At 63.8% G+C, this 13889-nt stretch carries 15 protein-coding genes; 11 read left to right on the forward strand and 4 right to left on the reverse strand.

The annotated features are described in order from the left end of the window. Positions 1-32: 32 nt before the first annotated feature. The 3 genes from AC628_RS06625 to AC628_RS06635 all read left to right on the forward strand — a co-directional run bounded on the left by AC628_RS06625 (position 33) and on the right by AC628_RS06635 (position 2250). Complete coding sequence (locus AC628_RS06625) at positions 33-1031, forward strand: NAD(P)H-dependent flavin oxidoreductase (RefSeq protein WP_502689537.1); 999 nt, start codon at positions 33-35, stop codon at positions 1029-1031. A 135-nt stretch (positions 1032-1166) separates the two neighbouring features. Then, positions 1167-1409 carry a hypothetical protein gene (locus AC628_RS06630; protein WP_074125931.1) on the forward strand — a complete coding sequence of 81 codons (243 nt, stop codon included), beginning with the start codon at positions 1167-1169 and terminating at the stop codon, positions 1407-1409. Between the two features lie 109 nt (positions 1410-1518). Continuing rightward, on the forward strand, positions 1519-2250 hold the full coding sequence (locus tag AC628_RS06635) for a hypothetical protein (protein WP_074125932.1): 732 nt from the start codon (positions 1519-1521) through the stop codon (positions 2248-2250). A gap of 40 nt (positions 2251-2290) precedes the next feature. On the opposite strand, the gene AC628_RS06640 is transcribed toward AC628_RS06635, so the two are convergent. After that, on the reverse strand, positions 2291-3715 hold the full coding sequence (locus tag AC628_RS06640) for a toll/interleukin-1 receptor domain-containing protein (RefSeq protein WP_074125933.1): 1425 nt from the start codon (positions 3713-3715) through the stop codon (positions 2291-2293). Positions 3716-4113: 398 nt separating this feature from the next. Here AC628_RS06640 and AC628_RS06645 point away from each other — a divergent pair, with 398 nt between their 5' ends. The 3 genes from AC628_RS06645 (at position 4114) to AC628_RS06655 (ending at position 7300) form a co-directional block, all read left to right on the forward strand. Next, a complete protein-coding gene (locus tag AC628_RS06645) occupies positions 4114-5253 on the forward strand; it encodes a patatin-like phospholipase family protein (RefSeq protein WP_074125934.1) in 1140 nt (379 codons plus the stop codon). 169 nt (positions 5254-5422) lie between these two features. Further along, complete coding sequence (locus AC628_RS06650; protein ID WP_074125935.1) at positions 5423-5950, forward strand: hypothetical protein; 528 nt, start codon at positions 5423-5425, stop codon at positions 5948-5950. Positions 5951-5962: 12 nt separating this feature from the next. Then, positions 5963-7300 carry a tetratricopeptide repeat-containing protein gene (locus AC628_RS06655; RefSeq protein WP_143201466.1) on the forward strand — a complete coding sequence of 446 codons (1338 nt, stop codon included), beginning with the start codon at positions 5963-5965 and terminating at the stop codon, positions 7298-7300. 24 nt (positions 7301-7324) lie between these two features. On the opposite strand, the gene AC628_RS06660 is transcribed toward AC628_RS06655, so the two are convergent. Next, complete coding sequence (locus tag AC628_RS06660; protein ID WP_074125937.1) at positions 7325-7990, reverse strand: O-methyltransferase; 666 nt, start codon at positions 7988-7990, stop codon at positions 7325-7327. 93 nt (positions 7991-8083) lie between these two features. Between AC628_RS06660 and AC628_RS06665 the strand changes: the two genes are divergently transcribed. After that, positions 8084-8716, forward strand: a complete 633-nt coding sequence (locus AC628_RS06665; RefSeq protein ID WP_074125938.1) for a TetR/AcrR family transcriptional regulator — start codon at positions 8084-8086, stop codon at positions 8714-8716. Positions 8717-8720: 4 nt separating this feature from the next. On the opposite strand, the gene AC628_RS42615 is transcribed toward AC628_RS06665, so the two are convergent. Next, the gene (locus tag AC628_RS42615) at positions 8721-8900 is read right to left on the reverse strand and encodes a hypothetical protein (RefSeq protein WP_143201467.1); all 180 of its coding nucleotides are present in this window, start codon (positions 8898-8900) and stop codon (positions 8721-8723) included. A gap of 134 nt (positions 8901-9034) precedes the next feature. Then, on the reverse strand, positions 9035-9286 hold the full coding sequence (locus AC628_RS06670; protein WP_050419384.1) for a C40 family peptidase: 252 nt from the start codon (positions 9284-9286) through the stop codon (positions 9035-9037). A gap of 1046 nt (positions 9287-10332) precedes the next feature. Between AC628_RS06670 and AC628_RS06680 the strand changes: the two genes are divergently transcribed. From AC628_RS06680 to AC628_RS06695, 4 genes are all read left to right on the forward strand, one after another. Next, complete coding sequence (locus tag AC628_RS06680; protein WP_074125940.1) at positions 10333-11691, forward strand: ABC transporter substrate-binding protein; 1359 nt, start codon at positions 10333-10335, stop codon at positions 11689-11691. 109 nt (positions 11692-11800) lie between these two features. Next, complete coding sequence (locus AC628_RS06685; RefSeq protein WP_050419386.1) at positions 11801-12733, forward strand: carbohydrate ABC transporter permease; 933 nt, start codon at positions 11801-11803, stop codon at positions 12731-12733. Next, a complete protein-coding gene (locus AC628_RS06690) occupies positions 12730-13692 on the forward strand; it encodes a carbohydrate ABC transporter permease (protein WP_021076440.1) in 963 nt (320 codons plus the stop codon). The genes AC628_RS06685 and AC628_RS06690 overlap by 4 nt, the downstream gene beginning before the upstream one ends. After that, the gene (locus AC628_RS06695; protein WP_074125941.1) at positions 13689-13889 is read left to right on the forward strand and encodes a hypothetical protein; all 201 of its coding nucleotides are present in this window, start codon (positions 13689-13691) and stop codon (positions 13887-13889) included. The genes AC628_RS06690 and AC628_RS06695 overlap by 4 nt, the downstream gene beginning before the upstream one ends.

Genomic DNA, 13889 nt, shown 5'->3' on the forward strand with positions numbered 1-13889 from the left:
TGCGTGCCAATGTTGGCCGCAACGCTAACACAATGATGATGGGAAGAAACAACTTGTCCGCAGATCTTCTCGCGCGATTTCGCGATCGCCTCCGGTTGCCGCTGATCGCGGCACCGATGTTTCTGGTGTCGGGCGTCGAGCTGGTGGTAGCCGCCTGCCGCAATGGCGTGATCGGCTCGTTTCCGACGGTGAATTGCCGTGAGACGGAACAGCTCGATGCATGGCTCGGCGACATCGCGCGTCGCCTGAATGCGCACGCCGATGCAAGCGGCAGGGCGGCGGCGCCGATCTGCCCCAACCTGATCGTGCACCGCTCCAACACGCGGCTCCAGCAGGATCTCGCGGTGCTGCTGCGGCACAAGCCCGAGCTCGTGATCACCTCGGTCGGCTCGCCGGCACCGGTGCTTGGCCCGTTGCACGATGCCGGCGCGCTTGTTTTCGCTGACGTTGCCTCGATCCGCCATGCCGAGCGCGCGGCTGCAGCCGGCGCCGACGGGCTCGTGCTGCTGACCGCAGGCGCCGGCGGGCAGACCGGCTGGCTCAATCCGTTCGTGTTCGTCCGTGCGGTGCGCGCATTCTTCGATGGCCCGATCGTGCTGGCCGGCGGCATCAGCGATGGCCACGCGCTGCGCGCTGCGGAAGCGCTCGGCTGCGATCTCGCCTATATGGGCACCAAGTTCATCGCGACGCGCGAGAGCATGGCGGATGCGAGGTACAAGCAGATGCTGGTCGAGGCGACCGCCGACGACATCCTGCTCACGACCGCCTTCACGGGTTTGCAGACCAACATGCTGCGGCCCTCGATCGAAGCCGCCGGTCTCGATCCCGACGACCTGCCGGCACGCGGCGCGATCGACATCGGCAAGGACATCGACATCGGCGCCCGCGAAAGCCGCCCCAAACGCTGGCGCGACATCTGGAGCGGCGGCCATTCCACTTCGGGGGTGACGGGGGTGCTCGCGGTCGACGAGCTCGTGGCGCTGACAGCGGCGGAGTACGAGGCAGCGAGCGCGCGGGTGCGGCTCGGCTGATCCAGGCGAGGCGGCTGCTCAGCCGCCAAAACCCGCCTGTCCGCTTAACGCGGCATTAACCATGCCAGTCCCAACTATGCGTCACGGGATGGTCCGCCGCCACGGCTGGCCGCCCGGCAGTTGTGGGAATGCGACATGGCTTTTGAGGTGCTCTCCAAGACCCCGGCCTCGCTCAATGAGCTCCGGACCCGGGTGTTCTATGCCCTGCAGCGGCATCCGCTGTGCCGTCAGGTCGAGTTCGACATCGTCAGCACGCCGCGCACCCGCCGGACCAACTGGACCGTCAGCATGCACGCGGTCCAGCCCGGCGCGCTATGGACGGCGCATGAGATTGTGGCCGATATCCAGGAAGCCTATGAGCTTGACGCCGCGGCCTGATTTTTCGGGCCGTTTCGGGACAATTTCACCTATTTGGCGCGGTCATGGCACGCTAACGCCGCATTTGCCGCGCAGTTTGCGGTGACACCGGCCGGCAATGGAGTAATTTTTGACCAGAGCCATCACCCTCGCCGCCCTGACATGCTTCCTGCTCGCCGGTGCCGCGATCACCGCCATTTTGGGCCGCGACAGCCTGCCGGCAGCGCAGGCCGACGTCGGCCCGGTCGCCAATCGCGCCAGCAAGCAGGACAAGCTCGCGGTCACCACGCTTGCCGCTGCCTCCTTTGAAGCGCCGCAGCCGGTGGAGCCTCCCGCCAATCCGTCGCCGCTCCTGCTGCGGGCGCAAGCCGCGATTCCGGGCGCGACCGATACCGTGCGCCAGGCCTATGCCTCCGCCGAGCCCGCCGATATCGGCCTGCCGAAGCTCAATGATCCCGTCGATGCGGCCCAGCCGAAGATCGCCGAGCCTGCCCCAGCGCCGGCCGCGGTCGCGCCGCCAAAGCCCAAGGCTGCCGCCAAGCCGGCGCCGCAGAAGACCTACGCCCTGCTCAGCGATGCGCAGATCGCCGGCATCAAGGACCGCCTCAAGCTGTCGTCGTCGCAGGAATATTACTGGCCGGCGGTCGAGACCGCGCTGCGCGCCGTCGCCCGCAAGATCCACGCCAAGCGCCAGGGCGACCCCGCCGCCGGCACCATGCCGATCGATCCGGATTCCGAGGAAGTGCAGCAGCTGAAGTCGGCGGCGATGCCGCTGCTGTTCCAGCTGCGCGAGGACCAGAAGAACGAGGTCCGTTCGCTGGCACGCCTGATTGGCCTCGAGCGCGTCGCGTCGATGATCTGAGCGCAGGGGGTGGCTAGGCCGAACCTGCGTTCGGCGCGCGTCAGCGGGCCTCCAGCGGACGCAGCTTCTCCACCTTGCCCTGGGTTTCGACGAGCAGTTGCTTCATGAAGTCCTTGTTGCGCTTCAGCCAGGGCTCCAGCGTTTGCCGCACATCGCCCGGCGACTTCTTCTCGATGGCCTGCGCGAGCCGGGTCTGAAACGTCCCCCAATCCTTGAACATCTCCTTCAGAAGCGCATCGTCGGAGATGTTGATCGTTGACTTGATGTCGCCGACGGTTTCGAGCTCGCGCATGTTGCCCTGTCGCAGGATCGAATCGAGGTTTTCCAGGCATTCGTGGTAGCGCTGCAGCAGATCGTCCCATCGCTTGGCGCTGAAATCATCGTCGAGGTCCTCGACCGCGTTGTAGAGCGGTTCGAGAAACGACCATCGGAAGCGCCGCGCCAGTCGCAGCAGGATCGACAGGAACACGATGTCCTTCGGCATGTTCTGCGCGACCATCAGCCTTGGATCTTCGCTGAATGGCGGCATCGGAACGAAGATGATAACGATCGAGAACGGCGTGTTGTCGAGATATTCGAGCCGGGCGATCACCGGTTGATATAGTTTCAGATCGCGGAAGATCGGGCTTAGGACCTGCTCGCGGCTTCGCCGGCTGGCAATATCCACGTCGGAGAACGAGTTCGCGACATAGCTCGCCAGTTCGTCGAGCCAGGCGCCGCTGTCGTAGCGGTTTTGGGCGCGGAGCAGGTCCTCCCAGTCGAGCTCAGCCGCATCGGGACCTGACAGCAGCGTGGTGGTGGCGGGATCCGCCTCCAGCCTGGCATCCGTCAGGAATCCGCGCGCACGCTCCGCAGGCGGCAATGCCTTCAGCGCATCGGCCTTTTGCCGGAACGACAGCTCGTCGCTGAACACGACGCGAAGCCGAAGGCGGAACAGCTCTTCCGGGCGGGTGATCTGCATGAATTGCGCGTGCAGATCCTTTACCGCCTCGTTGAAGTCGCGGGCATGATTGGCGTTCAGTTTCGGGCGCAGCGGTACGGGACCGAAGGTCGGCCGGACGAACAGATCCTCGAGAAACCGCCGCACCTCGTCGTCGCCGATCCCGTAGAACTCGTTCTCCGCCAGCATCGGAAACGAGGGTGAGGAGTCAACCGAGAACCACAGCACCTTTGACGTGAGCTTCAGCGCGCGCTTGTAGCCGTCGAACTGGGAAATCTCGGACGCGCACCATGTCCAATTATGCTCGGCGTTGGTGTGGATGAAGATCAGGCAGTCGGCCCTCGCCGTGTTGTCGATCATCCATTGGCGCCATTCGGCGCCGCCGGGAATTTCCTCGCACACAAAGCATTCCACCGAACGCTGTCCGTCCAGGCTGCTGAGATATTCGAGCCGAGCCTTCAAGAGGCGCGCGAGAAATCTGTCTTCGGCACGATGGCTGATAAAGACCGAGAAATCATTTGGCATGGCAAAATCCGATCTGCATGAATCCTATGCGACGGCTGGCCGTTGCTCATCGGCCGGATGCCGCGGCTGCACGTCTCGCCGCGGACCGATGATAGCCCGTCTCTGAAAATTGCGATCGCCGGCCGCGAAAAAGAAAAACCGCCTGCCAGTGAACTATCTCACTATACCTTAGGGTGTATCATGTGCAACATGCGCAGGGAGCCGGCGCGCGATGCTTGTCCTGCTCCGGAATGCACTGACTAAAATTTTTCGAAAACATCAGCCGATGTGTCGACGTGAGCACATCGCTTCATTTCATGCCCCGGCGCCGTGCGCGCGAGGGCGCGACCAATTGAGCCTTCGGCCGTGATCGGTCGGCCGTATCGAGATCAGCAACAGTCATAGTCGGAGGGCCAGCCATGCCGAAGACGAAGCAGCAGCATCTCGATCGTGACGCCGGGCCGAAGCGGATATTGGCGCTCGACGGCGGCGGCATTCGCGGCATCCTGACGCTCGAATATGTCGGCGCCATCGAGGCGATGCTGCGCAAGAGGTTCGGCAAGGACGACCTGCTGCTCTGCGACTATTTCGATCTGATCGGAGGCACCTCCACCGGATCGATCATCGCGGCCGGGCTTGCCTGCGGGATGACCGTGGACGCTTTGAAGAAGCTCTACCGCGGGATCGGCACGGACATCTTTCAGGAATCGTTCTGGCGGCGCGGACTGCTGGCGCCGAAATTCAATTCCGACGCCTTGCAGCACGCGCTCGATGCGCAGCTCGGCGCCGACACGGCGCTCGGCGGCGATCACGTCCGCACCGGCCTGATGATCATGACCAAGCGGCTCGATACCGGAAGTCCCTGGCCGCTGCACAATCATCCGGACGCGCCCTACGCCAAGCAGGACGGCGCGTTGCGGCTGACGCAAGTGGTTCGCGCCAGCACTGCGGCCCCAACCTATTTCAAGCCCGAGGAGATCAAGATCTCCGCGCGCGACGGTCACACGGTCAGTGGCGCCTTTGTCGACGGCGGCGTCAGCCCGTTCAACGATCCGGCGCTGCAGCTATTGATGCTCGCGGCACTTCATGGCCACGGCTTCCGGTGGCATAGCGGCAAGGACAAGCTCCTGCTGATCTCGGCGGGGACGGGCGTGTTCAAGTCGACGTTTTCGACCGACCAGATCGTCCACATGCCGGCGGCGGAGCAGGGCGTGCGGTCGCTGCAATCGCTCATGGACGATTGCGGACGGCTCAATCACGGCATGCTGCAATGGCTGACAAATTGTCTGACGCCATGGCCGATCGATCGCGCGGTGGAGGACATGGCGGCGGACAGCCAGAGCGGACCGCAACTTGCGACCTATGCGCGCTACAACGTGCTGCTGGAGACGGGCTGGTTGAAGACGACGGTTGCCATCGACCGGACGCCGGAGGCGCTGGCAAAGGTCGCGGCGATGGACGACCCGTCCAACATGGACCAGCTCGCCGAGATCGGAGCGCTCGCCGCGAAGGTGCAGGTCAAGCCGGAACATTTCCCGCCGGCCTTCGATATCACGTGATGCCGCATAGCGCGCTGCCCTGACACTCGGGGTCCCGGCTTCGACAGGAGATTCGCCTTCAGCTAAGTTTGTCATCGAGACACAATGATCCAACCATCAGTCGGGTGTCACGATGACCACGGACCAACGCGCCGGATCACCTAACGTAGTGGTTCTCTTCAGCGGTCACATGATCGATGCGCCAGATCGAAAAACGCCTCGCTTTCCGCCGGACAAGGAGCCTGCCGCGGCCGCTGCGATCGCCGATGCGCTTGCGAAGATCGGTGTCGCCAAGGGCGACCTCGCGATCTGCGGCGGCGCCTGCGGCGGCGACCTGCTGTTCGCGGAGGCCGCTCTCGCGCAAGGCATGGGGCTTGAGATCTACATCCCGTTCGACGAGCCGACCTTCCTTGCCGGCTCGGTCGATTTCGCCGGCGGCAATTGGCGCGCGCGCTATCTCGCGGCGAAATCGCGCGCGACGCTCCATGTCATGCCGGACGAACTCGGCCCGCTGCCGGCCGGCGAAAACGCCTATGAGCGCGACAATCAATGGATGCTGGAGCGGGCCGCCCGGTTTGGCGACAAGAAGCTCGCCTTTGTCTGCCTGTGGAACGGCGAAGGTGGCGACGGTCCCGGCGGTGCCAAGCACCTGATGGATGAAGCGGGGCGCAAGACGACGTGGGTTTACTGGCTGGATACGCGAAAATTATGGGACTGAAGGGATTGCGATATGCCGTCGTGTTTCATGATCATGCCCTACGGCCGCAAGCCGACCCACGCCGAGCCCAAGCTTGGTCCGGCCGAAATCGATTTTAACGCGCTGTGGGATCGCGGCTACGTTCCGGTGATCAAGGAGCTGGGCTATGAGCCGGTTCGCGCCGACCAGGACACCGGTGCGCTGATCGTCGGCCAGATGCTGGAGCGGCTCTATTTCGCCGACCTCGTGCTGGCGGACATGACGATCCCGAACGGCAACGTCTATTACGAGGTCGGTATCCGCCATGCGGCGCAGAAGACCGGCTGTGTTCTGCTTGCCGCCGACTGGTCGAAGCAATTGTTCGACGTCGTGCAGATGCGCACCGTGCGCTACCCGCTCCCCGAGGGCAACATCTCCGACGACACCGCAGCCGGTCTCCGGCCCAGGATCAAGGAGGGCATCGTGTCGCTCCGCGACGGGCTCTCGCCGATGCCTCAATCGATCCCCGGCTATCCCGAAGATGTCGATCCGACGAAGGCGACGACGACCAAGGAGCAACTCGCCGAACTCGCTGCGTTCCAGACCAAGGTGCGCGAGGTGCGTGCCGCACCGCATGCCGAGCGCATGCAGCGCGCGCAGGCGCTGATCGCCAGCGAGGGCACGCCGCCCGCGACCTATCCGATTGCGCTCGCATTGCTGCTGCTGCTCCGCGACAGCGTCGACAAGACCACGGACTGGAGCTGCGTCCTCGACTTTGCGGCGGGCCTTCCGAAGAAGTTCAAGGACGTCCCTGAAATCCAGGAGATCCGTGAATTCGCCGCCGCCTATGCCGGCAACAATCTCCAGGCCATTGCGGCGCTTGAGACGCTGATCAGGACGGCGGGGCCGACACCCGAACGCCTCGGTCTGATGGGCGGTCGCTACAAGCGCCTGGCGAGAGCAGCCACATTGGCCGTAGACAAGCGGCAAGCCCAGGCGAAGGCGATCGAATATTATGAGCAGGGTATGCAGATCGACCTCAACGCCTATTATTGCTCGAGCAATTTGCCTCGTCTCTATCGCGCGCGTGCCCGGGCTGGCGACGAGGAACGCGCGCAGACCGCGTTGCGGCTGACGATCGCCGCTTGCGAGCGTGCCAGACGGCTTCAGGTCGGCGACGAATGGACGCGTCAGACGTTGCTCGCCGCGGCTTTCGACCTCGGCGATCCCGACAAGGCCGACGAACTGGCCGACGCGGTGATCGATGAAGGCCCCGCAGCATGGAAGATCGACAGCGTGCTCGGTGACCTCGAGGCCAGCGTCACGCAAGTCACCGACGCCGCAAAGCGCGCGCGATTGTCCGCCGTCATCGACAAGATCAAGGCGGCCTGATCGCGCGCTTCTTGCATGTCGGCCTCAGCCGAGGCGCATCGACAGTTCGACATCGTCGCCGAACGGCGTCGAGATGTAGCCGTTCGCCGGCGAACGCACCCGCGCCAGATAGTCGGGGCTGTATTCGGCGTTGTCGGCGACGACAAAGGCACCCGGCTTCAGGCGGCCCTCCACGAGATCGAGGATATCGGGATAGAGCGCCTTGGCGCCGTCGAGCAGCACGAGATCGATCGCATCGGGCAGACCGGTGCGCAGCGTCTCGAGCGCATCGCCCTCGCGGATATCGACCAGGTCGTCGAGCCCGCCGGCGACGAGATTGGCCCGGGCGCGCACCACCTTTGACGATTCGAACTCGCTGGTGATCAGCCGGCCGCCGCCGTTGTCGCGCAGCGCCGCGGCAAGATGCAGCGTCGAGATGCCGAACGATGTCCCGAATTCGACGATGTTCCGCGCCCGCGTGCCGCGCGCCAGTATGTAGAGCAGCGCGCCGGTCTCGCGCGAGACCGCGAGCGGCACATTGTTCAGGCGGCCGTACAGTGCGCGGTAGTCGGTCCTGCTCCGCATCAGGCGCGTCCGTTCCTCGCCGGAAAGGTCGGCCACCGCGAGCCGGGTCTCCTCCACCGCGGCGGAAGCGTGCGCGAACAGGCGGTCGAGCAGGCCTGCGAGTTGGGGTGAGGTGAGGGTCGTCATGTAAGTCTCCGGTCAAAAAACGGCGCGTCCTTGCGCCTCGCCAGAAATACGAATAATTAGTCGCATTCGCTAATCGCATTCCCCAAGGCGTCCATGACCGAACGGCGAACCTCTTCAATTTCCTCGCGAAAACAGCCGCAACAGGCCCGCTCGACGGAGCTCGTCGCGGCCATTCTCGATGCTGCTGTTCAGGTTTTGATGAAGGAGGGCGCGCAGCGCTTCACGACGGCCCGGGTCGCCGAGAAGGCCGGCGTCAGCGTCGGCTCGCTGTATCAGTATTTTCCCAACAAGACCTCGATCCTGTTCCGGCTGCAGAGCGACGAGTGGCGGCAGAACATCGGTCTGCTGCGCGACATTCTCGAGGACGCCGCGCGGCCGCCATTGGACCGGCTGCGCACGCTGGTGCACGCCTTCATCCGCTCCGAATGCGAGGAGGCCGCGGTGCGCGTTGCACTCAACGACGCCGCGCCGCTCTACCGCGATGCGCCCGAGGCGCGTGAGGTGCGGGCAGCGGGCGAACGCATCGTCGAGGCCTTCATGCGCGAAGCACTGCCGGCGACATCAGGCGCGGTGCGCGCGATGGCGGGTGATCTGATCGCGACGACGCTCAGCACGGTGGGCAAGGATTTTTCGGAGAGCCCGCGAAGTCAGGCCGAGATCGAGAGCTATGCCGACGCCATGGCCGACATGTTCTGCGCGTATCTGAAGGGTCTCGGAAAGCGCTGACGGTTCAGAGATAGTGCCTGGCGACCAGCAGGAACCCGAGCACGCCGCCGGTCACAGCGAAAACAGTCACGCCATTGCGGAAACTGACGTAAGCGGCCGACCAATAGGAAGCAGTCGTGGAGACAGAAGCGGCTTTTTTCGGTTTCTGAGGCAAGCTGGTGCATTCCTGAAAAAGCGCCGCCACCTGGTCAACTCAGGTGACGGCGCCCGTCTGAGGGCTTCAGGGCGAAACCCCGACAGAGCGTAGGCCGCGATGATGAACGGTTCGTATACCGCTCGGCGTCGCACGCTCGGAAGGCAGCGCTGAAACGAAGTTCCCTAAAACTGAGCGTAGGCGTTGCGGAACGCGATGGCGCCGGCGAGCGAACGCGGCCGCGTGCGCACGGCGTGTCCATCGTTGCCGCTCTGCACGATCCACTGGCCATTCTCGTGGCCCACGATCTTGCCGACGTGATGACGCCAGACGACGATCGCGCCGACCGAAGGGCCGCCGGCATTGGAGCCGTATCGCGCCCACGATCGCGCCAGATTGTATTGCGGACCCGGATCGCTGCCGACCTGCGTGCGCATGAACCATCCGCACCACGCAGCGGGGCGACCGGAATGTGCATAATGCCGATGATGGTGATGACGGCCGCGCGCTTCAGCGGCAGACGAGGCGAAGGCCAAAAGCACGGCGACAGCCGCGAGAGTTTTACGCATTACAAAGTCCTCTTGTTGTTGGCAGACCATCCGTGTTGTGGGGGGAGGCGCAGCGATGATCTGCGATTTGTTGCGAAGCGGCCGCATCGGCCGGACGACGCAAAACAGAGGCGGTACATGGCCCGCCCGGGCCTTTAAGAAACGGGCTATGGCCAAAATATGACGGCAATTTCCGTCCGGCGGTCGAGATCTTTCCGAAGATGTCAGATGCGGCCATGCGACGGCCGCCATGTTCTGCGCCCGTCTCAACAGTCTCGCGCAGCGCTGAGGCCGTTGGTGCGATTTGCACTGCACATAGCAATGCGTGATCGCATGGTCTCAAATCCCATGCCGATTTGGTTTTGCCGGACGCGCTTCGCGTTCGCAGCCAAAGCGCGGCGGCGCCACGCGACACAAAGCGCAGCTGTTGATCAGGCTCCGTGATCGGTTGGGGTCGATCGCGTTCGCCTTGCTTTGACGAGCTGACGCGAGACGGGCGTGGGCGTCGGCCATCGCTCGTTTCAGATGGCGCAAGGCGCTCCGGGCTCGGCGTTCTATTCTCGCGCTGAACGTTCAGTAAAACACAGTACTAAACACCGAGCTGAGCCTGACCTGGTGTTTTCCATCATCCGGTGTTGCTGCAGTGCGAACGAATGGCCTCAGCAGGTGTGCTCAATCGGTCATTCTTCGCGGCTCGCAAGAAACCGGCTTGACGAGTTCCTGAATTTAGTAATACGTTTAGTATTACAAGAACGATAAACATCACGCATCGAGCCGATGTGTGGGAGGAGCCCAGCCATCCGGACCGCAATGTCCGGACGCGTTCCGTCTCGCTCTCCATCATCGCTCATCAACTCGGTTTCGGAGTGTCGGCGTCAATCCGGCAGGATGCGCCGAGCGGGTTAGGTGCTTCAACGATAGGGAGGAAATGGATTATGCGAACATTGGGATGGTTGCGTAGTACGGCGGCGTCCGCGGTCGTTGCGGTTGCCGCACTCGGAGTTCTCGGCGGCGGGCAAGCCGCGGCACAAGGCAAGCAGCTCACGCTGTGCTGGGCGGCATGGGATCCGGCCAACGCGCTGGTCGAGCTGGGCAAGGACTTCACCAAGCAATCCGGCATCGAGATGAAATACGAGTTCGTCCCCTGGACGAGCTACGCCGATCGCTTCCTCAACGAGCTCAACTCCCACGGCAAGCTCTGCGACCTGATCATCGGCGACAGCCAGTGGATCGGCGGCGCCGCCGAGAACAAATGGTACGTCAAGCTCAACGACTTCTTCGACAAGGAGAAGATCTCGATGGACGACTTCGTCCCGGCGACCGTGGTCGGCTACTCGCAATGGCCGAAGAACACGCCGAACTACTGGGCGCTGCCGGCGATGGCCGACGCGGTGGGCTGGACCTACCGCAAGGACTGGTTCTCGCGGCCCGAGATCCAATCCGCGTTCAAGGCCAAGTACGGCCGCGACCTGGCGCCGCCGAAGACCTATGACGAGCTGAAGCAGATCGCCGAGTTCTTCCAGGGCCGCGAGATCGACGGCAAGAAGGTCTACGGCGCCTACATCTTCACCGAGCGCGGCTCGGAAGGCATCACGATGGGCGTGACCAATGTGCTCTACAATTACGGCTTCGCCTACGACAACCCGAAGAAGCCGTATCAGATGCAGGGCATCGTCAATTCGGCCGACGCGGCCAAGGGGCTCGAGTTTTACAAGGAGCTCTACAAGTGCTGCACCGCGCCGGGCATGACCAACGCCTACATGCAGGAAGGCCTCGATGCCTTCAAGTCCGGCCAGGTCGCGATGCAGATGAACTGGTTCGCGTTCTTCCCCGGCCTCTACAAGGATCCGAATGTCGGCGGCGACAAGATCGGCTTCTTCGTCAATCCGGCCGGCCCGAAGGGGCATTTCACGCAGCTCGGCGGCCAGGGCATCTCGGTGGTGGCAACCTCCGACCACAAGGACGACGCGCTTGCCTACATCAAGTGGTTCGCGCAGCCTGCCGTGCAGCAGAAATGGTGGCAGATCGGCGGCTACTCGGCGCTGAAGGCGGTGGTCGACGCGCCCGACTTCCCCAAGAGCGCGGCGTTCGCGCCGCAGTTCCTGGAGTCGATGGGCATCGTCAAGGACTTCTGGGCCGAGCCGTCCTACGCGCAGCTGCTGCTCGACATGCAGAAGCGGGTGCATGACTACGTCGTCGCCGACAAGGGTACGGCGCAGCAGGCGCTGGATCTCCTGGTCAAGGACTGGACCAAGGTCTTCAAGGAGCAGGGCAAGGAAGTCGCCTCGCAATAGCAGGCGCCAACACTTCACCTGAACTGGCTTCCCCGAGGGCCGCCCCGGGGGAGCCGAACCAGCCCAGCCGATGGATACGATGACGACGATCTCGCAACCCGATGCTACGATGCCAGGCGTGAGCACGCCTGCCAAATCCCGCGACGCCCGGCGCGTCCGCGGCCTGTCGGACCGGGCCATTGCCTGGCTGTTCGTCGCGCCGACGATCGCGCTGCTGCTCGCGATCAACATCTTTCCGCTGATCTGGATGATCCGGCTGTCCTTCACCAACCTCAACCTCAGCATGTCCTATCTGCCGCTGCGGTTCGTTGGCCTCGACAATTTCAGGGACATCCTCACCGACGAGGACGTCTGGTTCCGGCTGCAGACCACGGCGCAGTTCGTGATCTCATCGGTCGTGTTGCAGGTGGTCGTCGGGTTCGGCCTCGCGCTCCTGATCAACCGCCAGTTTCGCGGCCACAGTTTCTGGACCACGATCATCCTGCTGCCGATGATGCTGTCGCCGGCGGTGGTCGGCAATTTCTGGACGCTGCTGCTGCAGCCGCAGATCGGCCCCTTCAACTATCTGATCAGCCTGTTCACCGGCGTGCCGCCGAGCTCGTTCAGCATGACCGGGCAGGTGTCGCTCGCGCCGTGGACCATCGTGCTGGTCGATACCTGGATGTGGGCGCCCTACGTCATGCTGATCTGCCTCGCCGGGCTGCGCTCGATCCCCGATTACATCTACGAGGCGGCGGAAGTCGATCGCGCCTCGGCATGGCGGCAGTTCTGGTCGATCACGCTGCCGATGACGGTGCCGTTCCTGATGCTCGCGGTCCTGTTCCGCGCCATCGAGAACTTCAAGATGTTCGACATGGTCAATTTGCTGACCTCGGGCGGGCCGGGCTCGACCACCGAGCTGGTGTCGATCTCGCTGAAGCGCGCGGCGTTCGAGAAATGGCGCACTGGCTATTCCTCGGCGCTCGCCATCATCCTGTTCGTGACCGTGTTCGGTGCCGCCAACATCTATGTCAAGACGCTCAACAAGGTGAAGCAACGATGACCGCTGCCGCCACCAGATCCACCGCGCATTCGATCGTCGAAGCCTCGCCGCGCACCAAGGCGTTCGCCGGCGGCCTCGTCATCCTCTATGCCGTGATCACGATCCTGCCGCTGCTGTGGATCGTCGCCACCGCGTTCAAGTCGCAGAGCGATGCCATCGCCTATCCGCCCAAGGTGATCTTCGAGCCGACCCTCGAAGGCTATGTCAACCTGTTCACCGTGCGGACGCGCCAGACGCCGGATTTCATCGCCAAGCTGCCGCCGCCCGAGACCTGGTACGACCAGCTGGTGCGCAAGCGGGACATGGTCATCGCCGGGCCGTCGAAGGTCGTGCCGCGCTTCGTCAACTCGCTGATCATCGGCTTCGGCTCGACCTTCCTCGCGGTTTTCCTCGGCACGCTCGCGGCCTATGCGTTCTCGCGCTTCCGCATACCCCTGGCTGACGACCTGCTGTTCTTCATCCTCTCGACGCGCATGATGCCGCCGGTCGCGGTCGCGATCCCGATCTATCTGATGTACCGGCAGCTCAACCTGACCGACACGCGGCTCGGCATGATCCTGCTCTACACCGCCGTGAACGTCTCGCTCGCGGTCTGGCTGCTCAAGGGCTTCATCGACGAGATCCCGCGCGAGTATGAGGAAGCGGCGCTGGTCGACGGCTATACGCGGCTGCAGGCGCTGCGCAAGGTGGTGTTGCCGCAGGCCGTCACCGGCATCGCTGCGACCGCGATCTTCTGCCTGATCTTCTCCTGGAACGAATATGCCTTCGCGGTGCTGCTGACCAGCGGCGAGGCGCAGACCATGCCGCCCTTCATCCCCTTCATCATCGGCGAGGGCGGGCAGGACTGGCCGGCGGTTGCCGCCGCGACCACGCTGTTCGTCGTCCCGATCGTCATGTTCACCGTGCTGCTCCGCAAGCACCTGCTGCGCGGCATCACCTTCGGAGCGGTGCGCAAATGAGCGGCTCTGTGATTGCCAAAGGTGGCGTAGCGCGCTGGTTCCGTCGCGGGCCGTGGGAGTCCGTCGCGATGACCCTGATCGGAGGCGGCATCATCATGCTGGTGCAGCCCTGGTCGATCGATCTCTACAGCTACTCCTTCGTGACGATCCTGGCCGGCACGGTCGGCTTCGTCATCGTCAGCCATTTTCCGGAATAG

The organism is Bradyrhizobium sp. NAS96.2 (assembly GCF_001908235.1).
In the GTDB taxonomy this organism is placed as follows: domain Bacteria; phylum Pseudomonadota; class Alphaproteobacteria; order Rhizobiales; family Xanthobacteraceae; genus Bradyrhizobium.